This is a genomic window from Pseudomonas sp. CH61, assembly GCF_059429415.1.
The window spans coordinates 3,140,487-3,159,433 of record NZ_CM182098.1 but is presented as its reverse complement, the minus strand read 5'-3'; the positions used below and the strand labels follow the sequence as shown (position 1 = coordinate 3,159,433).

The 18,947-nt window shown below is 60.7% G+C and carries 15 protein-coding genes; 7 read left to right on the top strand and 8 right to left on the bottom strand.

Annotation, left to right across the window (positions count from 1 at the left end; all coding sequences use genetic code 11):
* Window positions 1-542 precede the first annotated feature (542 nt).
* From AC5SEM_RS14020 to AC5SEM_RS14010, 3 genes are all read left to right on the top strand, one after another.
* Window positions 543-2,027 (top strand): NCS1 family nucleobase:cation symporter-1, encoded by a 1,485-nt coding sequence (locus AC5SEM_RS14020; RefSeq protein ID WP_495473356.1) that lies wholly within the window; start codon window positions 543-545, stop codon window positions 2,025-2,027.
* Window positions 2,028-2,163: 136 nt separating this feature from the next.
* Window positions 2,164-3,447, top strand: coding sequence for a Zn-dependent hydrolase (locus AC5SEM_RS14015; protein ID WP_038365575.1), 1,284 nt, complete (start codon window positions 2,164-2,166; stop codon window positions 3,445-3,447).
* A gap of 127 nt (window positions 3,448-3,574) precedes the next feature.
* The gene (locus AC5SEM_RS14010) at window positions 3,575-4,516 is read left to right on the top strand and encodes a DHH family phosphoesterase (RefSeq protein ID WP_495473355.1); all 942 of its coding nucleotides are present in this window, start codon (window positions 3,575-3,577) and stop codon (window positions 4,514-4,516) included.
* Here AC5SEM_RS14010 and AC5SEM_RS14005 read toward each other — a convergent pair.
* Both AC5SEM_RS14005 and AC5SEM_RS14000 read right to left on the bottom strand, forming a co-directional pair.
* On the bottom strand, window positions 4,486-5,352 hold the full coding sequence (locus AC5SEM_RS14005; protein WP_495473354.1) for a CAP domain-containing protein: 867 nt from the start codon (window positions 5,350-5,352) through the stop codon (window positions 4,486-4,488). The two genes, AC5SEM_RS14010 and AC5SEM_RS14005, sit on opposite strands and share 31 nt — an antisense overlap.
* Window positions 5,353-5,627: 275 nt before the next feature.
* Window positions 5,628-6,398 (bottom strand): alpha/beta hydrolase, encoded by a 771-nt coding sequence (locus tag AC5SEM_RS14000; protein WP_495473353.1) that lies wholly within the window; start codon window positions 6,396-6,398, stop codon window positions 5,628-5,630.
* A 111-nt stretch (window positions 6,399-6,509) separates the two neighbouring features.
* Here AC5SEM_RS14000 and AC5SEM_RS13995 point away from each other — a divergent pair, with 111 nt between their 5' ends.
* A complete protein-coding gene (locus tag AC5SEM_RS13995; protein ID WP_495473352.1) occupies window positions 6,510-7,454 on the top strand; it encodes an aldo/keto reductase in 945 nt (314 codons plus the stop codon).
* Here AC5SEM_RS13995 and AC5SEM_RS13990 read toward each other — a convergent pair.
* Entirely contained in the window at window positions 7,451-8,365 is a 915-nt protein-coding gene (locus AC5SEM_RS13990; RefSeq protein WP_077573430.1) for a LysR family transcriptional regulator, read from the bottom strand. The two genes, AC5SEM_RS13995 and AC5SEM_RS13990, sit on opposite strands and share 4 nt — an antisense overlap.
* Before the next feature lie 137 nt (window positions 8,366-8,502).
* Here AC5SEM_RS13990 and AC5SEM_RS13985 point away from each other — a divergent pair, with 137 nt between their 5' ends.
* Together AC5SEM_RS13985 and AC5SEM_RS13980 are read left to right on the top strand one after the other, a co-directional pair.
* The gene (locus AC5SEM_RS13985; protein WP_016987671.1) at window positions 8,503-9,558 is read left to right on the top strand and encodes a tartrate dehydrogenase; all 1,056 of its coding nucleotides are present in this window, start codon (window positions 8,503-8,505) and stop codon (window positions 9,556-9,558) included.
* An 89-nt stretch (window positions 9,559-9,647) separates the two neighbouring features.
* Window positions 9,648-10,991, top strand: coding sequence for a dicarboxylate/amino acid:cation symporter (locus AC5SEM_RS13980; RefSeq protein WP_495473351.1), 1,344 nt, complete (start codon window positions 9,648-9,650; stop codon window positions 10,989-10,991).
* A 57-nt stretch (window positions 10,992-11,048) separates the two neighbouring features.
* Here AC5SEM_RS13980 and AC5SEM_RS13975 read toward each other — a convergent pair whose 3' ends face one another.
* Window positions 11,049-11,942, bottom strand: a complete 894-nt coding sequence (locus tag AC5SEM_RS13975) for a LysR family transcriptional regulator (RefSeq protein WP_077573429.1) — start codon at window positions 11,940-11,942, stop codon at window positions 11,049-11,051.
* A 97-nt stretch (window positions 11,943-12,039) separates the two neighbouring features.
* Here AC5SEM_RS13975 and AC5SEM_RS13970 point away from each other — a divergent pair, with 97 nt between their 5' ends.
* A complete protein-coding gene (locus tag AC5SEM_RS13970) occupies window positions 12,040-12,516 on the top strand; it encodes a (R)-mandelonitrile lyase (RefSeq protein WP_495473350.1) in 477 nt (158 codons plus the stop codon).
* A gap of 292 nt (window positions 12,517-12,808) precedes the next feature.
* Here the strand turns inward: AC5SEM_RS13970 and paoC are convergent, their stop codons facing one another.
* The 4 genes from paoC to AC5SEM_RS13950 all read right to left on the bottom strand — a co-directional run bounded on the left by paoC (window position 12,809) and on the right by AC5SEM_RS13950 (window position 18,757).
* Window positions 12,809-15,007: an aldehyde oxidoreductase molybdenum-binding subunit PaoC gene (paoC, locus tag AC5SEM_RS13965; RefSeq protein WP_495473349.1), complete on the bottom strand. Its 2,199-nt coding sequence runs from the start codon at window positions 15,005-15,007 to the stop codon at window positions 12,809-12,811.
* Window positions 15,004-15,960 carry an FAD binding domain-containing protein gene (locus AC5SEM_RS13960; RefSeq protein ID WP_495473348.1) on the bottom strand — a complete coding sequence of 319 codons (957 nt, stop codon included), beginning with the start codon at window positions 15,958-15,960 and terminating at the stop codon, window positions 15,004-15,006. The genes paoC and AC5SEM_RS13960 overlap by 4 nt, the downstream gene beginning before the upstream one ends.
* The gene (paoA, locus tag AC5SEM_RS13955) at window positions 15,957-16,580 is read right to left on the bottom strand and encodes an aldehyde dehydrogenase iron-sulfur subunit PaoA (protein WP_495473347.1); all 624 of its coding nucleotides are present in this window, start codon (window positions 16,578-16,580) and stop codon (window positions 15,957-15,959) included. The genes AC5SEM_RS13960 and paoA overlap by 4 nt, the downstream gene beginning before the upstream one ends.
* 422 nt (window positions 16,581-17,002) lie before the next feature.
* Window positions 17,003-18,757 (bottom strand): L-lactate permease, encoded by a 1,755-nt coding sequence (locus AC5SEM_RS13950; protein WP_495473346.1) that lies wholly within the window; start codon window positions 18,755-18,757, stop codon window positions 17,003-17,005.
* Window positions 18,758-18,947: the final 190 nt, after the last annotated feature.

Genomic DNA, 18,947 nt, shown 5'->3' with positions numbered 1-18,947 from the left:
CAGCGCTGTCAGGAATAGAAGCTAGTCGCAGATTTGCAATAGATCAAGATTATTTTTTATAAGCTTATGGCTGTTTTAAGTAATTGAAAAATAACGATAAAAATCGTAAATCACCAAAATGGTGAGGCTGTTCACCATTTTGACGCACTTGACAGGATGGAAATATGAGCAAGATTTCCTATGTGAAATCAGCCGCTTGAAGTTGAGCTGCGGTTGCTCGCTCACGATGAAAATAAATGCAGTGCACCAGATTGAGTCCTGTCTGTTCGGACAACTTGCCAAGTGTTTAGCCTGAGCACCCAGACAAGTTTCCGCGAACTCATCCGGTGAATAATTAAAACTGATGAATATCAGAAAGTTGCAAAGCGTTTAACCCTCGGCCCGATGCGTAAGCGGGGCACCCGGCACGTTTATTGATGCCGCCGCTGACACCATGGCCGGTGCACGAAAGTTGTCAGTTCCTCCGGCCATCGTCCGGTTCGTACCCTCGGGTGCAGCCGCCTGATGAGCAAAAAAATAATCAGAAGAACAGTGGAGCGGCCATGCAACAGATCAGATCGCAAGTGACCGAGCGCGACGGCTTGTTCGAGCTTGAAGCCGGTAGCGATGTCCTCGACAGTCCCCGTTACAACCACGATATGGCACCGACCAAGGTGCGCGAACGAACCTGGAACAAATGGCACATCACCGCGCTGTGGGTCGGCATGTCGATCTGCGTGCCGACCTACACCCTCGGCGGCGTGCTCACCGCGTACTTCGGCCTGACTGTTGGTGAAGCGCTGCTGGCAATTCTGTTCGCCAACATCATCGTGTTGGTCCCGCTGACGCTCAATGCGTTTCCCGGCACCAAGTACGGCATTCCGTTTCCGGTGCTGCTGCGCTCGTCGTTCGGCATTCTCGGCTCCAACGTGCCGTGCCTGATTCGCGCGTTGGTGGCGTGTGGCTGGTTCGGCATTCAAACGATGTTTGGCGGGCTGGCGATTCACCTGTTTCTCGGCTCGGTGTTCGAGGGCTGGAAATCCCTTGGCGGCACGGGGGAGGTGATCGGTTTCATGATTTTCTGGGCGCTGAACCTGTGGGTGGTGATTCGTGGCGCCGAGTCGATCAAGTGGCTGGAAACCTTGTCGGCGCCGCTGTTGGTGGCGGTCGGCATCGGGCTGCTGGTGTGGGCGATGCCCAATGTGTCGATGACCGAACTGTTGGCGATTCCAGCGAAACGTCCGGAGGGCGCCAGTGTGGTCAGTTACTTCGCCGCCGGGCTGACCGCAATGGTCGGTTTCTGGGCGACGTTGTCGCTGAACATTCCTGACTTCAGCCGTTACGCCAAGAGCCAGAAAGATCAGATCCTCGGGCAGATTTTCGGCCTGCCGCTGACGATGTTTCTGTTCGCTTCGCTCGGCGTGATCATGACCGCCGCTTCGGTGAAACTGGTCGGTGTGACCGTCTCCGATCCGGTCAGCCTGATCGGCCATATCCAGAGTCCGGTGTGGGTCGCGGTGGCCATGGCGTTGATCATCATCGCCACGCTGTCGACCAACACCGCCGCCAACATTGTTTCGCCGACCAATGACTTCCAGAACATCGCGCCCAAAGTGATCAACCGCACCAAAGCGGTGTTGCTGACCGGGTTGGTCGGGCTGTTGTTGATGGGCCATGAACTGCTGAAAAAACTCGGTTTGATCGTCTCCGATGTCAGCCTGGAAACCGTGTATTCCAATTGGCTGCTCGGTTATTCGAGCCTGCTCGGGCCGATCGCCGGGATCATGGTCGTGGACTATTTCCTGATCAAGAAACAGCAACTGGACCTGGCCGGGTTGTACCGCGACGACGTCTATCCGGCGTGGAACTGGGCCGGGTTTCTCGCGTTCGGGGTGCCGGTGGTGCTGACCTTGTTGTCGCTGGGCAGCGATGCGTTCAGCTGGTTTTACAGCTATGGCTGGTTCACCGGCTCGGCGCTGGGCGGGATTATTTATTACGGGTTGTGCGTGATGCGTGCGCAACCCTCTGCCGTTAAAACAGCGGTGTAACACATGATCGTTCCCACGCTCTGCGTGGGAATGCAGCCCGGGACGCTCCGCGTCCCAACAGCGGACGCGGAGCGTCCATGGATAATTTCCCACGCAGAGCGTGGGAACTATCGGTATCAGCACTGAGGAGATCCCCATGAACGCAGCCGTAGACGTTCTGCAATCGACCCATCAGCACATCAACCGCGATCGCCTGTGGGCGTCGCTCATGGAACTGGCCAAGCTCGGCGCCACGGTCAAGGGCGGGGTCTGTCGCCTGGCCCTGACCGATCTCGACCGCCAGGCCCGCGACCTGTTCGTGCAATGGTGCAAGGACGCCGGATGCAGCGTCACGGTCGATGCCGTCGGCAACATCTTCGCCCGTCGCCCCGGGCGCAATCCCAACCTGCCACCGGTAATGACCGGCAGCCACATCGACACCCAACCCACCGGCGGCAAGTTCGACGGATGCTTCGGCGTGCTCGCCGGTGTCGAAGTGCTGCGCACGCTCAACGACCTCGGTGTGGAAACCGAAGCGCCGCTGGAAGTGGTGGTCTGGACCAACGAAGAAGGCTCGCGCTTCGCCCCGTGCATGATGGGCTCGGGCGTGTTCGCGGAGAAATTCACCCTCGAAGAAACCCTGGCCAAAGTCGATGCCGACGGCGTCACCGTTGGTGAAGCGCTCAACGCCATCGGTTACGCCGGTCCGCGCAAAGTCAGCGGGCACAAAGTTGGCGCCTATTTCGAAGCACATATCGAACAAGGTCCGATCCTCGAAGACGAACAGAAAACCATCGGTGTGGTGCTGGGCGCGCTGGGACAGAAGTGGTTCGACCTCAAGCTGCGCGGCGTCGAAGCGCATGCCGGCCCGACGCCGATGCACCTGCGTAAAGATGCGCTGGTCGGCGCCTCGGTGATCGTCGGTGCGGTCAACCGCGCCGCCCTCGGCCATCAACCCCACGCCTGTGGCACCGTCGGTTGCCTGCAAGCCTATCCCGGTTCGCGCAACGTCATCCCCGGCGAAGTGCGCATGACCCTCGACTTCCGTCATCTGGAACCGGCGCGTCTGGACTCGATGATTGCCGAGGTGAAGCAAGTCATCGAAGCCACTTGTGAAGAACACGGTCTGACTTACGAACTGACGCCGACGGCGGACTTCCCGCCGCTGTACTTCGAAAAAGGCTGCGTGGAAGCGGTGCGCGGCGCGGCGAAAGGGCTTGGTTTATCGAACATGGACATCGTCAGCGGCGCCGGGCATGACGCGATTTTCCTCGCCGAACTCGGCCCGGCCGGGATGATCTTCGTGCCGTGCGAAGGCGGCATCAGCCACAACGAAATCGAGAACGCCGCGCCGGACGATCTGGCGGCCGGGTGTGCGGTGTTGCTGCGGGCGATGCTGGCGGCTTCGGCGATGGTCGCGGGAGGGCAGCGCGCGGCTTGAAGATCAAAAGATCGCAGCCTTCGGCAACTCCTACAGGGAAACCATAAATCCTGAGCAGGAGCTGCCGGAGGCTGCGATCTTTTCGCTGTCACCACAACGTCATGAAAATGTGCGAATTTGCCGGGCCATGAAAATCATCACCTCCGGCGCGTCCTATCTGGACATCGACGCCTACGCCTGCTGCATTGCCTACGCAGAATTGCTCAACCAGCAAGGCATTCCCGCCCGCGCCGTCAGTAGCGCGACAGCCAACGCCAGCGTTTCGCCAAGCGTGCTCGGCTGGGCCGCGACTTTTCACGACTACCAGCCGACATCGGACGATGAGTTCGTCTTGGTCGATGTCTCCGACTATCAGCATTTCGACCCGATGGTGGTGCTCGAACGGGTGGTAGAAATCATCGATCACCATCCAGGGTACGAAACCTATTGGCAACAGAAGCTTGGGTCTGCCGCCGATATTCGCCTGATCGGCGCCGCAGCAACTCAGGTTTTTCAGCGCTGGCAGACGGCCGGTGTGCTGCCGCAGATCAGCGTGCCAAGTGCCGCTTTGCTGGCGACGGCGATTCTCGACAACACGCTGAATTTCACCGGGCAGATGACCACGCCAGCGGACATCGAGGCCTACGCCGACCTCGCGTCACGCGCGAAACTGCCGGCAGACTGGCCCCGACAATACTTTCTCGAATGTCAGGCCAGCATCGAATCGGACCTGCCGGCTGCATTGGCAGCCGATTCGAAATGTATGAAGCCCGAAAGCAAACTGCCAGGCTTCTTCGCCCAAATGACGGTGTGGGATGCCGACACCTTGCTGCAAAAACACCGGCCGATGATCAAGAGCTGGATGGCAGAGCAGGGCGATGACTGGCTGCTGAATGTGATCAGTATCCGCGACGGCAAAAGCTGCTTTCTGGCGCCAACCGAGGTCAGCCAGCAAAAGCTCAATCGCTTGTTGCCACTCGACTGGCAGGCCGGATTGGCCGTGCGGTCGCCGTCAATGCTGCGCAAGGAACTGTTGAAATTGGGGCTGGACGCTGCCAGTCACTGCGCGCCAAACAGCATCGTCCAGTAAACCCCTTCATCGCTGCGCGCCTCACTGGCGAACCCGGCGCCGACCTGGGTAAACATCGGGTTCATCAGATTGGCGCAATGTCCGGGGCTGGCCAGCCATCCGGCCATGGCCTTGCCCGGTGAACTCTGTCCGGCGGCGATGTTTTCACCGATTTGCCGACCGCGATAGCCGGCCGCACGGGCGCGATCGGCGGGCATGTCGCCGTCCGGATCGCGGTGGGCGAAGTAGTTGCCGTAAGCCATGGCTTTGCTGTGCCCCTGTGCGGCAGCGCCCAGCGCGGCGTTCCAGCTCAATGGCCGGGCGGCGGCGAAGCGCTGGCGTCCACACATCCGTGGCCGCGCGCGGGCGGCGTTGACCTCAGCGAGCAAGGCCTTGCTGACGCTGCGGTTATCGCCAACGCGGCTGTCGAGCACCGGTTGCGCCAACACCACTTGCCATTCATTGCGCGAACGACTGACACCGATGTCGGCGTAGCTCGCGTCCAGCAGCGCGGCGCAGTGCTCGTCTTGCAGCAGGTCGAAAGCCTCTTCGGCGTCCGCGGCACCAATCACGCGAATACTGCGCACCGCCACGGCGGAATAACCGGACGACTTCAACGCTTCACGCATGCCGCCGGCGTAGCGATAACCGATCGGCAGGGCCAGGTTCGACTTTAGCGCCAACGGTGCCAGCCGTTGCGCCGGGCGTCGATCGCAACGTTGCGGATGGGCACGATAGTCGTTGATGGCGGCCACCAGTTGCCGCTCCGCACCGGCATGGACGGTTGCAGCGAACAGCGGCGAAAGGATCAGCAGGCACAGCGAAACCAAGCGAGACGAGCGAACGGCGTGGCGCATGAGACGGGCAGCTCTGAAGGGGGACAGCGCAAAAGTTGAGTGAACCGCAGAAAGCGGCGCGAGTAGGACTGGGCTTTTTCGACTTGGTTCAAGGGGCGGGGAGGGGTATTTTCGCGGCGTGACAAAGAGCGTGATCAAGCAGAGTGCTATGTTGCGCTGGATGACGTCATCGCGAGCAGGCTCACTCCTACATTTGGAATGCGTTCCCCTGTAGGAGTGAGCCTGCTCGCGATGGGGTCACTGAAAACAATACAAAAGACACAGGCAGACCACTATCACCGATTCAACACATCCTTCATCCACTGCAAATACTGCGCACGATCCGAGATCGAGTTATGCCCCGAATCCGGCACCACCCGGAGCACCGCCACGCCTTGCGGGAAGTTCTCCAGCAAACGCTGGGTGCTGGCGCGCGGGATCACCTCGTCGTCACTGGCCGCCAGCAGCAACGTCGGCACGCGGATATGTGCGGCGTATTTGCCGGATTCAAAGCGATCTTTGAGCAACCATTTCACTGGCACCCACGGATACTGCCGCGCCGCAATTTCTTCGAGGCTGTTGTAGGGCGTCACCAGAATCAGATTTTGCACCGGTCGCTGACTGGCCAGACGCACGGCGACGCCCGATCCCAAGCTGCGGCCAATTAGCGAAACCTGCGGATGACTGGCATAGACCTGATCGAACAGCGCCAAGGCATCCTCGGCAATCGCCGCTTCGGACGGTGAACCACTGCTGCCACCAAAGCCGCGATAGTTGAGCAGATACACCGCGTATTCAGGAAACGCCTCGGCAAACTCCGGCAGATTGTGCGACACGTCCTCGGCATTGCCGCCGAAATAGATCAGCGCCCGCGGCCCGACCCGCTCGCGGGTGATCACTGAAACCTGCGCATTCGGCATCGACAGGGTCAGTTGTGAATCGGCGCTGGTGACGGCATTGGGCTGCGGAAAATAGATCAGCGAGCGCTGAAAAAAGAACAGCGCCGCGCACAGCACCAGGTACACGGCAACGATCAATGCGACGAGTGACATCAGGGTTCGGGACATTCGGCTACTTTTAACGGTGTGTGAAGGATCGCTGTCGCAGTGTAGTCCAGCCCTGCAATCGGCCGCTCATGCACATAACCGGCAACAGATCCACGCAGCAGGGGAACCAGCATGAGCCACACTGAGGGTTACTCCCGTCGCCGATTGCTCACGCTGGCTGCCGGGGTTTCGGCGGTCTTCACCTTTGATCGGGCGTTGGCCACAACCAACACACCCGCGACTACCGGAGGCCACGCCATGCAGACCCGCGCCATCCCGTCCAGCTCCGAATCGCTGCCCATCGTGGGCCTGGGCACCTATCGCGGTTTCGATGTCGCCCCCGGTGATCCGGCCTATCGGCAACTACCGGCAGTGCTGGATGAGCTGTTCACCAAGGGCGGCACGCTGATCGACAGTTCACCGATGTACGGCCGCGCCGAACAGACTGCCGGTGAACTGCTGTCGATCCACGAACCGCGTTCGCCGGCGTTTTTGGCGACCAAAGTGTGGACGCGCGGGCGCGAGGAGGGCATCGCGCAGATGGAGCAATCGTTCAGCCTGCTACGCACCGAACGCATCGACCTGATGCAGATCCACAACCTGCTCGATTGGCAAACCCATCTGCCGATCTTGCGTGAATGGAAAGCGCAGGGACGCATCCGTTACATCGGCATCACCCATTACACGCCCTCGGCCTATGAAGAAGTCGAAGCGGTGCTGAAGGCCGAACCCCTGGATTTTCTGCAAATCAACTACGCCCTCGATGACCGAGGCGTGGAGAAACGTATTTTGCCTTTGTGCCGCGAGCGCGGCGTCGCGGTGATCTGTAATCGGCCGTTCGGTGGCGGGGGACTGCTGGCCCGGCTCAAAGGCAAACCGCTGCCGGGCTGGGTTTCCGACGTGCAGGTCAACAGTTGGCCGCAACTGGCGTTGAAGTTTCTGCTTTCACATTCAGCGGTGACTTGCGTGATACCCGGCGCGGGCAATCCGCGTTACATGGCCGACAACGCCAAGGCCGGGTTCGGGCCGATGCTCACCGATGCGCAGCGGCATCAGTTGATTGCGTTGCTGGGCTAGTCGCCGGGAATATCCAGATTGTCGATGTGCTTGAAGCGCTCGACCAGAAAGTCGATCAGGCTGCGCACCCGTGCGGACAGGTGTAATTGCTGCGGGTAGACCGCGTAGACGTCGGCGCGGGTCGGCGTTTGATCTTCCAGCACCAGACGCAAGCGGCCGCTGCGCACATAACGGGCGATGTCCCACTCGGCGCGTAACAGAATGCCAAATCCCTCCAGTGCCCAGTTCAACGCCACCTCGCCGTCGTTGCAGCCCAGCGCCCCGCGCACCTTCACGTTCTGCGTGCGCCCGCCGTTAGTGAAACTCCACACCCCGTAAGGCGTTTCGTTCTGGCGCAGGAAGATGCAGTTGTGCTGCTGCAGATCTGCGAGTTTTTGCGGCGTGCCGTGCTTTTCCAGGTACAGCGGCGAGGCGCAGAGCAAGCGACGGTTTGAGGCAATCTTGCGCGCATGAAAAGCCGCGTCGGGCAGGGTGCCGAAACGGATGCCCAGATCAAAACCGTGGGTGGCCAGATCCAGTGGGTGGTCGCTGATTTCCAGCTGGATTTCCACCTCCGGGTATTGCGCAAAGAACGCCGCCAGTGCCGGGCCGATGTAGCGCCGACCAAAGCCCAATGATGCATTGACCCGAATCAGTCCCTTGGGCGTTGCACGGCTGGCGCCGATCAATTGTTCGACCTCATCGATCTGCGTGAGGATTCGCGCCGCGTGGGAGAAGTACAACTCGCCCTCGGCGGTCAGACTCATCGAGCGCGTGGTGCGATTGACCAGACGCACGCCCAGCCGCGCCTCCAGTGCTGTCAGGCGTTTGCTCACCGCCGGCGGCGTCACGCCCAGTTCGCGGGCGGTGGCGGCGAGGCTGCCTTTATTGGCCAGCAAGTGGAAAAACGACAAATCGAGGGTCTGACTCATTCGTAACTCAAAGTTATGGATGTAGTGATTTACGGTAACTCACAGCTTTCAGGTCACTACATATACTCCGATCACACCCCGCCGGACAGCCTTGTGCGGCAGGCAAAACAAAAACGTGAAAAAGAGTGGAGTGGACCATGAGCGCATACAACATTGCAGCGGTACCCGGCGACGGTATTGGCGTGGAAGTCATCGCCGCTGGCGTCGAAGTACTGCAGGCCTTGTCGAAGAGATCCGGCTTTGAACTGAAGTTCAAACACTTTGACTGGAACTCAGACAACTACCTGAAAAACGGTCACTACATTCCTGAAGGAGGTCTTGAAGAATTGAAGACCTTTGACGCGATCTTCTTCGGCGCGGTCGGTGCGCTCAACGTGCCGGATCACATTTCCCTGTGGGGCCTGCGTTTGCCGATCTGCCAAGGCTTCGACCAGTACGCCAATGTGCGTCCGGCGCGGGTGTTGCCGGGGGTGAAAAGTCCGTTGCACAACGGCGAGCAGATCGACTGGGTGGTGGTGCGGGAAAACTCCGAAGGCGAATATTCGGGCAACGGTGGCCGCGTGCATCGAGGCCTGCCGGAAGAGGTCGCCACCGAGGTCTCGGTGTTCACCCGCGCTGGCGTCGAGCGCATCCATCGCTTCGCCTTCCAGTTGGCGCAAAGCCGTCCGCGCAAACACCTGACCATGGTCACCAAGTCCAACGCCCAGCGCCACGGCATGGTGCTGTGGGACGAGATTTTCTACGAAGTCGCCAAGGATTTCCCCGACGTCAAAATCGACAAGGAATTGGTCGACGCAGTGACCACGCGCATGGTGCTCAAGCCGTCGACGCTGGACGTGATCGTCGCGACCAACCTGCACGCGGACATCCTTTCCGACCTGGCCGCCGCGCTGTCGGGCAGCCTCGGCATTGCGCCGACCGCCAACCTCAACCCGTCGCGCAACTTTCCATCGATGTTCGAACCGATCCACGGTTCGGCCTTCGACATCACTGGCAAAGGCGTAGCCAACCCGATTGCGACCTTCTGGACCGCCGCAATGATGCTTGAGCACCTCGGCGAAAAAGCCGCTGCCAAGCAATTGATGTCGGCCATCGAAGCGGTCACCGAAAGCGGCCTGCACACGCCCGATCTGGGCGGCACGGCCACCACGCGGCAAGTCACCGACGCGGTGATTGCGCTGATCAATCGCTGATTCATCCCGATTCAAGCTGCGGCACAACGCCAAGGGGTTCTGCGGCCCCTTGGCTCTTCCTGACAACAATAAAAAATCAGGGCCCTGTCATGAAAAGAATATTCGGCAAGCTGTACGTGCAAGTCCTCGTCGCCGTGATCCTCGGCGCACTTATCGGCGTGCTGGTGCCCGAGACCGGCACCGCGCTCAAACCCTTGGGCGATGCCTTTATCAAACTGATCAAAATGCTACTGGCACCGGTGATTTTCCTGACGGTGGTTACCGGCATTGCGCGCATGGAAAACATGAAGGAGCTGGGCCGCGTCGGGTTTCGCGCCTTGATCTACTTCGAAGTGGTCTCGACCCTGGCCCTGGTGATCGGTCTGATCGTGGTGGACGTGTTCAAGCCCGGTGCCGGGATGAACGTCGATGTTGCCAGCCTCGATACCAGCAGCCTGGCGACGTACACCACGGCGGCCAAACATGCCTCGTTCATGGATTTTGTGATGAGCATCATTCCCGACACGATTGTCGATGCATTCGCCAAGGGCAACGTCCTGCAAATCCTGCTGTTCTCGATCCTGCTGGGTATTGCGCTGGCACATGTCGGACCGCGTGGCAAAGTGTTCGTCGATACGCTGGAGAGCTTGATGCAAGGCATGTTCCGCATGGTCAACATGGTTATGCGTCTGGCGCCCATCGGTGCCTTTGGTGCCATTGCATTCACCATTGGCAAGTACGGTTTCGGCTCGCTGTTCTCGCTCGGCAAACTGATGGCTTGCGTCTATCTGACCTGCGCGGTGTTCGTGGTCTTCGTGCTTGGGCCGATCTGCCGTTACAGCGGTTTCAGCCTGTGGAAGTTCCTCAAGTTCATCAAGGAAGAGTTGTTCACCGTGCTCGGCACCAGCTCATCCGAGTCGGTACTGCCGCAAATGATCTCGAAGATGGAAAAGGCCGGCGTCTCGAAGCCGGTGGCCGGGATGATCATTCCGTCGGGCTTGACCTTCAACCCGGATGGCCAGGCGATCTACTACACCATCGCCGCGATCTTTATTGCCCAGGCCACCAACACGCCGTTGACCTTGGCCGATCAACTGATCGTGTTGGCGGTGCTGATGTTCACCTCCAAGGGGTCGGCGGGGGTGACCGGTTCCGGGTTCATCATTCTTGCGGCGACGCTGGCCTCGCTCGGCACGATTCCGGTGGCGGGCATGGTGCTGTTGTTGGGTGTTGACCGATTCATGTCAGAGGCGCGGGCGATCACCAACACTATCGGCAACGGCGTCGGCACCATGGCCATCGCCAAGTGGGTGGGCGCGCTGGATACCGAGAAGATGCACAAGGCGTTGAATGGCGAAGTGCAAGAGCCTGACGTGCACGTCTCGCAGTCTGAAAAACCCACCAGTCACACCGCACCGCTGGTCCCGAGCCTCAAGCGCGCCGTCCAGAACTGACGCTGATCTCCTGTGGGAGCAAACTCCGCTCCCACAGAGAGAAGGCGCAGGTCGCAATCAACCGCGATAGCGCAACGCCTCCAGCAATAAGGCAAACGCCGGCGCAGCCTGACGCCGGCTCGGGTAATACAGGTGATAACCGGCAAACGTCGGGCACCAGTCTTCCAGCACTTGCCGCAAACGGCCGTCGGCCAGATAGGGTGCAACGATGTTTTCCGGGATGTAACTCAGGCCGAAACCGTCCAGCGCAGCGTCGAGCAGCGGGTAGACGCCGTTCAGGGTGATCTGCCCGGACACCCGCACTTTCAGGCTTTCGCCATCCTTCTCGAATTCCCAGCTGTACAACCCGCCATTAGTGGGCAGGCGCAGATTGTTGCAGGCGTGATCGGTCAGATCCCGTGGCGTTTGCGGCGCGGTGCGTTTGGCGAAATAGGCCGGTGAGCCAACCACCGCCATGCGCATGTCGGGACCGATGCGGGTGGCGATCATGCCTTGCGCGACGTCTTCGCCCAGGCGCACGCCGGCGTCGAAACCTTGCCCGGCGATATCGACGAAACCATAGTCGCAGCTCACCTCGACGCTGATGTCCGGGTACCGCGGCAGAAAGTCCTTGAGCACCGGGCGCAGCAGCCAGTCCAGCGAATGGTCGGTGGCGTTGAGGCGGATCTTGCCCGCGGGGGTGTCGCGCAAATTGCTCAGGGCCGCGAGTTCCAGTTCGATTTCTTCGAAGCGCGGGCCGATGGTTTGCAACAGGTGTTCGCCGGCCTCGGTCGGCGAAACGCTGCGGGTGGTACGGGTTAACAGGCGCAGGCCCAAGCGCGCTTCGAGGGCGCGGATGGTATGGCTCAGCGCCGATTGTGAGACGCCGAGTTTGGCTGCGGCTTTGGTGAAGCTGCGCTCGCGGGCGACGGCGAGGAAGGCGAGCAGGTCGGTGGCGTTTTCCCGAAGCATTGATGAGTGTCCTGCATAAGTTTTTTTGAATTCTAGTCGATTATCGGAAGAGTTCGGCTGGGTAAAGTAGTGGCATTGATTATCTGGAGGAATTGCCATGAACCCGATTGCCGCTTCTGCGTTGACCCTTTCTCTGTTGGCGGGTGAGGTGCAGGCCAATGAATCCCCGCGTGTGACGGTCACGCCCAATGGTTCGCAACCTTCGGCCAAAGGCCCGGCGGACTGGTTCGTTGGCACTGTCCGTGTCGATGGGCCGTTCAAAGGCACTGAAGACGCGCGAGTCAGTGGCGCGACGGTGACGTTTGAGCCGGGCGCGCGTACTGCGTGGCATACGCATCCGTTGGGACAGACATTGATCGTCACGGCGGGTTCCGGGTTTGTGCAGGAGTGGGGGCAGCCGGTTCGTGAGATTCGTCCAGGGGATACGGTGTGGATTGCGCCGGGGGCCAAGCATTGGCACGGGGCGGCGCCCACCACGGCGATGAGCCATATCGCTATCGCTGAAGTACTGGATGGCAAAGTAGTGGATTGGATGGAGCAGGTGAGTGATGAGCAGTATCCGCGAGCGGACTGAAAGCTGTCAGGTAGCGCACTAGCACCCCATGCTAGTGCGCCACCTGATTTCCCTCACCCCAGCCCTCTCCCGGAGGGAGAGGGGGCCGACCGAGGTGTCTGGCGTCATACATCGACCTGAGAGACCGAGTCGATTATGGATTCACAGCAAAGCGTTATCCATCGACCTGAATGTGCTGTGCCGATTACGGATTCACAGCAAGTCGTTCACGTCGGTGCAGCCCTAGAATATCCCCCAATCGGTCCCCTCTCCCTCTGGGAGAGGGCTAGGGTGAGGGGCTTTTAACGGGTCATCACATCATCTCCGGCAACGACGACAAGATTTTATCGAGGGTAACCGGATACTCCCGCACCCGCGCCCCCGTGGCGTTGTAGATCGCATTCGCCACCGCCGCACTGACCCCGCAAATCCCCAACTCACCAACACCCTTGGCCTTCATCGGCGAAGACACCGGATCAGTCTCATCAAGGAAAATCACCTCCTGATGCGGAATATCGGCATGCACCGGCACCTCATACCCGGCCAGATCATGATTGACGAAAAACCCCAGCGTCTTGTCCACCGCCAACTCTTCCATCAACGCCGCTCCGACGCCCATGGTCATCGCGCCGATCACCTGACTGCGCGCCGCTTTCGGGTTGAGAATCCGCCCGGCCGCGCACACCGCCAACATGCGGCGCACACGCACTTCACCGGTCGCCGCATCCACCGCCACCTCAACGAAATGCGCACCAAACGTCGACTGCTGATACTGCTCGGCAAGGTCGGCAAATTCGATGCTGTCCTCGGCCACCACAACGCCGTCCTGCGCAGCGTTGCGCAACGGCACGCTCTTGTCGCCGAGCCGCACCTGACCGTCGACAAACTCCGCCTGATCCGCCGCCATCCCCAACTTGCCAGCCACCGCCTCACGCAGTTTCATGCACGCGGCGTACACCCCGGCGGTCGAGCAGTTGGCGCCGAATTGCCCACCGGAGCCTGCTGACACCGGGAAGCTCGAATCGCCCAGATGCACGCTGACATCCTTCAAGCCGACACCCATCATTTCGGCCGCCGTCTGCGCGATGATCGTGTAACTGCCGGTGCCGATATCGGTCATGTCGGTTTCCACCGTGATCTTGCCGTCGCGCTCCAGCCGCACCCGCGCGCCCGACTTGACCAGCAGGTTGTTGCGGATCGCCGCCGCGACACCCATGCCGATCAGCCAGCGACCCTCACGCCGTGCACCCGGTTGCGCATTGCGTTTGTCCCAGCCGAATTTCTCCGCGCCGGTTTGCAGGCATTCGATCAGGCGCCGCTGCGAGAACGGTCGCTCGGTTTTCACCGGATCGACCTGTGTGTCGTTGAGAATGCGGAACTGGACCGGATCAAGCTTGAGCTGCTCGGCCATCTCGTCCATGGCAATTTCCAGGACCATCAGCCCAGGGGTTTCGCCGGGCGCGCGCATGGCGTTGCCTTCGGGCAGATCCAACGGTGCGAGGCGCATGCTGACCAAGCGATTTTCAGCCGCGTACAACAACTGGCTCGGTTGTGCCGCGACCTCGACTTTGCCTTCCGCCAGATTGCCCGACCAGCCTTCGTGGGCGATCGCCGTGAGTTTGCCGTCCGCCGTCGCGCCCATGCGAATGCGCTGAATCGTCGCCGGACGGTGGGTGGTGTTGTTGGCGATCTGCGGGCGGGCGAGGGCGACCTTCACCGGCCTGCCAGCCATGCGCGCACCGAGGGCGGCAAGAATTGCATCGGCGCGAATGAATAACTTGCCGCCGAAACCGCCGCCAATGTACGGCGAAATCAGCCGGACTTTTTCCTTGGGGAGACCGAGGGTGGCGGCGATGTCGCCGACGCTCCAGGCGATCATTTGATTAGATGTCCACAGTGTCAGTTGATCGCCTTTCCACGCGGCCAGCGTGGCGTGCGGTTCCATCATCGCGTGGGACTGATCCGGCGTGGTGTAGGTCTGGTCGAACTGCACCGGCGCGGCGGCGAACGCCTTGGCGAAATCACCGTGGCTGACGTCGGGCAGTTCGTCTTTCGGCTCGACGCCTTGGTCGCGCACGCTGGCCAGATCGAATTCGCCTTTGGTCGCGACGTAGTCGACCTTAACCATTTGCGCAGCCGCACGAGCCTGTTCAAAGGTCTCGGCAACCACCAGCGCAACCGCCTGGTGGTAGTGCTGAATCTCCGGCCCGGCCAACAGATGCGCGGCGTTGTATTGGCCTTTGCCGAGTTTGCCGGCGTTGGCGGCGGTGACGATGGCCAGCACACCCGGCGCGGCTTTCGCCTGTTCAAGATCGATATTGTTGATGCGGCCCTTGGCGATGGCTGAACCGACCATGACACCGTAAGCCTGATTGGCCACCGCCTCATGCTGCTCGTAGGCGTAAGGCGCCTGCCCGCTGGTTTTCAGCGGACCTTCGATGCGGTCGGTGGGCTGGCCGATGACCTTCAACTGGTCGATCGGGTTGGTGGTGGCGGGCGTGTCGAATTTCATGCTTGCTCCCTCGCTTGCGCCAACACCGAACCGAGCGTGCGCTCGACCAGGGTCAGTTTGAATTGGTTGTCGTGGGTCGGCGTGGCGCCGTCGAGCAGGCGTGCGCTGACGGCTTTGGCGCCTTGGGGCAGCAACGCTTCGGCGGCTTCAACCCGCCATGGTTTCGGCGCGATACCGCCGACGGCGATGCGGCCGCTGCCGTCCTTTTGCAGAATCAGACCGACCGATACCAGCGCGAACGCATAGGACGAGCGATCACGCACCTTGTGATAAACGTGAGTGCCGCCGATTGGCGCAGGCAATGTCACCGAGGTGATGAACTCGCCGGGCGTCAGGCTGGTTTCAATGTTCGGCGTGGTGCCGGGCAATTGATGAAAATCGGCCATTGCGATGCGGCGAGTCGTGCCGTCGGGTTTCACCGTTTCAATCTGCGCATCGAGGGCACGCATGGCGATTGCCATGTCGCTCGGGTGTGTGGCGATGCACGCATCGCTGACGCCGATGATGCCCAGTTGCCGGCTGACCCCGCCGATCGCTGCACAACCGCTGCCGGGTTGGCGTTTGTTGCAGGCCTGATTGGTGTCGTAGAAGTATGGGCAGCGCGTGCGTTGCAGCAGGTTGCCGGCGGTGCTCGCCATGTTGCGCAATTGCCCGGAAGCCCCGGCGAGCAGGGCGCGGGAGAGCAGGGCGTAGTCTTTGCGCACGCGCGCGTCGGCGGCCAGATCGGTATTGCGCACCAGCGCGCCGATGCGCAAACCGCCCTCGGGTGTGGCTTCGATTTGATCGAGGCCCAGGTGATTGACGTCGATCAGGTGCAACGGCGTTTCGATATCGAGTTTCATCAGATCGAGCAGGTTGGTACCGCCGGCAATGAATCGCGCACCTTCGACTTGCGCAGCTTGTGCGGCGGCTGCGGCGGGGGATTCGGCGCGGCTGTAATTGAACGGTCTCATGCCGGTACCTCCGCGACTTCAGTGATCGCTTCGATGATGTTCGAGTAGGCACCGCAGCGGCAGATATTGCCGCTCATGCGCTCCTGAAACTCACTGGCGATCAGTTGCGGTTGCTCGGTGAGGCTTTCACTGACGTGGCTGGGGATGCCGTCGCGGATTTCCTTGATCGCCGCGACTGCCGAGCAGATCTGCCCCGGTGTGCAATAGCCACACTGATAGCCGTCATGCTTGATGAACGCGGCTTGCATCGGGTGCAGCTTGTCAGGCATGCCGAGGCCTTCAATGGTGGTGACTTCGCTGCCTTCGTGCATCACCGCCAACGTCAGGCAGGAGTTGATCCGCCGGCCATCGACGATCACCGTGCAGGCGCCGCACTGGCCGTGGTCGCAGCCTTTTTTAGTTCCGGTCAGTTGCAGGTGTTCGCGCAGGGCATCGAGCAGGGTAGTACGGGTGTCGACATCCAGCGCACGCGGCTGGCCGTTGACGTTGATCGTCACTTTGTTCATGGCCGGTTGCTCCAGAGTGGCCGCGTAGGCCTTGAGGCTGATAAACGGCGGCATCGCGAAAGCGGTAGCGGTCACGGCGCCGAGGATCAGAAATCCGCGTCGGGAAATCGTCATGGTTCGATTCCTTTTCTCTCTTCATCAGGGCAGCAGGGTCGTGGATGGCCCAAACGGGCAGCCAGCGTCATCGCCGGTCTCGTTAAGGAGTGACTGCCGGAAAGAGGAAAAGGTTTTGTCGGATTTTCGTTATAGAGTTATGCAGGTGGCTCATCAATCGCCGGTACGACACAATCCCCTGTAGGAGTGAGCCTGCTCGCGATAGCGATAGACCAGTGAGCGATGTGGTGACTGACACACCGCTATCGCGAGCAGGCTCACTCCTACAAGGATCTGCGCTGTAACCACCATTTCACTAACAACCTGAACCCTGTGGGAGCGAGCCTGCTCGCGAAGAGGCCGGCAGAGCCAATATCTTCATTGGCAGACCGGGCGCCTTCGCGAGCAGGCTCGCTCCCACATTTGAAATGTGTTCGGCCGGACTAATGCCCGCCCACCACCATCGAGGTAAACGGCGCCACATACGCCTGCAACGTCACCAGCCCGCCGACCAGGATCGCCAGCACAATCGAGTGGAAGAACACATAGCGCAGAATCTCGCCCTCATGCCCATACCAGCGTGTCGCGGTGGAGGCGACCACAATCGATTGTGCATCGACCATTTTGCCCATCACCCCGCCGGAGCTGTTCGCCGCCGCCATCAGTATCGGACTGATCCCGAGCTGTTCCGAGGTGACCCGCTGCAACCCGCCAAACAACACGTTCGACGCGGTATCGGAACCGGTCAACGCGACACCCAGCCAACCGAGCAGCGTGCCGAACATCGGGTAGAAAATCCCCGTCGCCGCAAACGCCAGGCCCATGGTCGCGTCGAGCCCCGAGTAGCGCGTAAGAAACCCCAGCGCCAGCATCGCCGCAATCGTGATCAACGAAAACCGCACCACCCACAACGTGCGCAGGTATTGCTTGATCAGTTGCGGAATCGAATAGCCCATCAGCAAACCACCGACAATCGCCGCCAGCAGAATCCCGCTGCCGGTGGCGGTCAACCAGGTGAATTTGTACACCGCTTCTTCAGCCTTCGGTGCCGCGACCACCGGCGGTACTTTTTCGATTTGCAGGTGCAGCGTGGTAAAGGTCACGGCCGGGGCGAAAATCGGGTTGGCCTCGCGCAGCGGTTTGCCGGCGGGATCAAGCTTGGCCGACTGGGTGACCGGATCAATCGCCGGACGGGTGTCGAACATATTTTTGAAGCCCTGCGTGCCCCAGGCGAATACGAACACGGTGAGGATGATCCACGGCATCCACGCGCGCATCACCGCCGGACGCGCCTGATCACTGAACGCGGCGCTGGCGGTGACTTTCTCTTCTTCGACTTTGGAGTTATCGACTCGCCCTGAAAGAGCTGCCGAGGTGTGAATGGTCGCCGGTTTCCACACCTTCAGGAACAACGTCAGACAGGCCATGGAAATCAGCGCGGCGATCACGTCCACCAGCATCGGCCCGTGGTAGTTCGACACCAGAAACTGCGGCACGGCAAAGCTTACCCCCGCCACCAGAATCGCCGGCCAGATCTCCAGCATCTTGCGCCAACCGGCAAACGCCCAGATCAACCAGAACGGCACCAGCACCGAGAAAAACGGCAACTGTCGACCGACCATCATCGACAGCTCCATTTCATCCAGTCCGGTGACTTTGGCCAGCGTGATGATCGGCGTACCGAGTGCGCCGAATGCGACCGGCGCGGTGTTGGCGATCAACGCCAGGCCCGACGCGGCCAACGGCGAAAACCCCAGCCCGATTAGAATCGCCCCGGTCACCGCCACTGGCGTACCGAACCCCGCCGCACCTTCGAAAAACGCACCGAAGCAGAAGGCGATCAGCAGCAACTGCAAACGACGGTCATCGGTGATCCGCGCGAGGGAATCCTGCAGCACTTTGAACGAGCCGTTCTCGGTGGTCAGGCGATGCAGAAAAATGATGTTGAGGACGATCCAGCCGATCGGCAGCAAGCCATTGGCCGCGCCGAACAACGCCGCAGAACCGGCCATGCTCGCCGGCATGCCGAAGGCAAAAATCGATATAAGCAGGGCGGAAGCCAGTGCCAGTAGCGCTGCCAGATGCGCCTTGACGTGGAAGAACGCCAGCGCCGCGAGCATCACCACCACCGGTACGGCGGCCATGAGCGTGGAGATCACCGGGTTGCCGAACGGGTCGTAAATTTGCTGCCAGACCATGGTCCACCTCTGCTTGTTGTTATTGAGGGCGCAGATCCATTGCGTGGGGCTTGGTTGCAAGGAGTATAGGTGGCATTTCGCCGCCGCTCGGGCAGTGCGGTCGGGGCGACAAACGGTCGCTAGTGGCCACTGAATCAACGGCGTTTTACCCGGTCGTATCTGCGGCTGCGCGCACCGCGTTCTGAAGGCG

Bases quoted from the DNA above. Each gene is read 5' to 3' on its own strand.
- AC5SEM_RS14020 (WP_495473356.1), top strand. From the start codon at position 543: ATGCAACAGATCAGATCGCAAGTGACCGAGCGCGACGGCTTGTTCGAG.
- AC5SEM_RS14015 (WP_038365575.1), top strand. From the start codon at position 2,164: ATGAACGCAGCCGTAGACGTTCTGCAATCGACCCATCAGCACATCAAC.
- AC5SEM_RS14010 (WP_495473355.1), top strand. From the start codon at position 3,575: ATGAAAATCATCACCTCCGGCGCGTCCTATCTGGACATCGACGCCTAC.
- AC5SEM_RS14005 (WP_495473354.1), bottom strand. From the start codon at position 5,352: ATGCGCCACGCCGTTCGCTCGTCTCGCTTGGTTTCGCTGTGCCTGCTG.
- AC5SEM_RS14000 (WP_495473353.1), bottom strand. From the start codon at position 6,398: ATGTCCCGAACCCTGATGTCACTCGTCGCATTGATCGTTGCCGTGTAC.
- AC5SEM_RS13995 (WP_495473352.1), top strand. From the start codon at position 6,510: ATGAGCCACACTGAGGGTTACTCCCGTCGCCGATTGCTCACGCTGGCT.
- AC5SEM_RS13990 (WP_077573430.1), bottom strand. From the start codon at position 8,365: ATGAGTCAGACCCTCGATTTGTCGTTTTTCCACTTGCTGGCCAATAAA.
- AC5SEM_RS13985 (WP_016987671.1), top strand. From the start codon at position 8,503: ATGAGCGCATACAACATTGCAGCGGTACCCGGCGACGGTATTGGCGTG.
- AC5SEM_RS13980 (WP_495473351.1), top strand. From the start codon at position 9,648: ATGAAAAGAATATTCGGCAAGCTGTACGTGCAAGTCCTCGTCGCCGTG.
- AC5SEM_RS13975 (WP_077573429.1), bottom strand. From the start codon at position 11,942: ATGCTTCGGGAAAACGCCACCGACCTGCTCGCCTTCCTCGCCGTCGCC.
- AC5SEM_RS13970 (WP_495473350.1), top strand. From the start codon at position 12,040: ATGAACCCGATTGCCGCTTCTGCGTTGACCCTTTCTCTGTTGGCGGGT.
- paoC (WP_495473349.1), bottom strand. From the start codon at position 15,007: ATGAAATTCGACACGCCCGCCACCACCAACCCGATCGACCAGTTGAAG.
- AC5SEM_RS13960 (WP_495473348.1), bottom strand. From the start codon at position 15,960: ATGAGACCGTTCAATTACAGCCGCGCCGAATCCCCCGCCGCAGCCGCC.
- paoA (WP_495473347.1), bottom strand. From the start codon at position 16,580: ATGACGATTTCCCGACGCGGATTTCTGATCCTCGGCGCCGTGACCGCT.
- AC5SEM_RS13950 (WP_495473346.1), bottom strand. From the start codon at position 18,757: ATGGTCTGGCAGCAAATTTACGACCCGTTCGGCAACCCGGTGATCTCC.